General features: G+C 63.4%; 1 protein-coding gene. It reads left to right on the top strand.

What is annotated here, in order from left to right; genetic code table 11:
* The coding region (locus tag ACPYOM_RS23410; RefSeq protein ID WP_481347812.1) for an ATP-binding cassette domain-containing protein at positions 1–246 on the top strand (246 nt) is incomplete at both ends.

Raw genomic sequence — 246 nt, 5'->3', positions numbered from 1 at the left:
GCTGAACAACAAGAAGATCTCCAAGGGAGCAGCCGATGCCCTCGTTGAGAAGTCCCTTGTTGGCGCCAACCTCTGGAACGAAGTCAAGGACCGCCTGGACAAGCCGGGTTCGGGCCTCTCCGGTGGCCAGCAGCAGCGTCTGTGCATCGCGCGCGCCATCGCCGTGGAGCCCCAGGTGATCCTCATGGATGAGCCCTGCTCCGCCCTGGACCCCATCTCCACGCTGGCCGTCGAAGACCTCATCAA

The organism is Monashia sp. HAY1-2A, from assembly GCF_056755315.1.
Note: the sequence above shows the minus strand (reverse complement) of the source record. Positions and strands in the feature narration are given on the sequence as shown.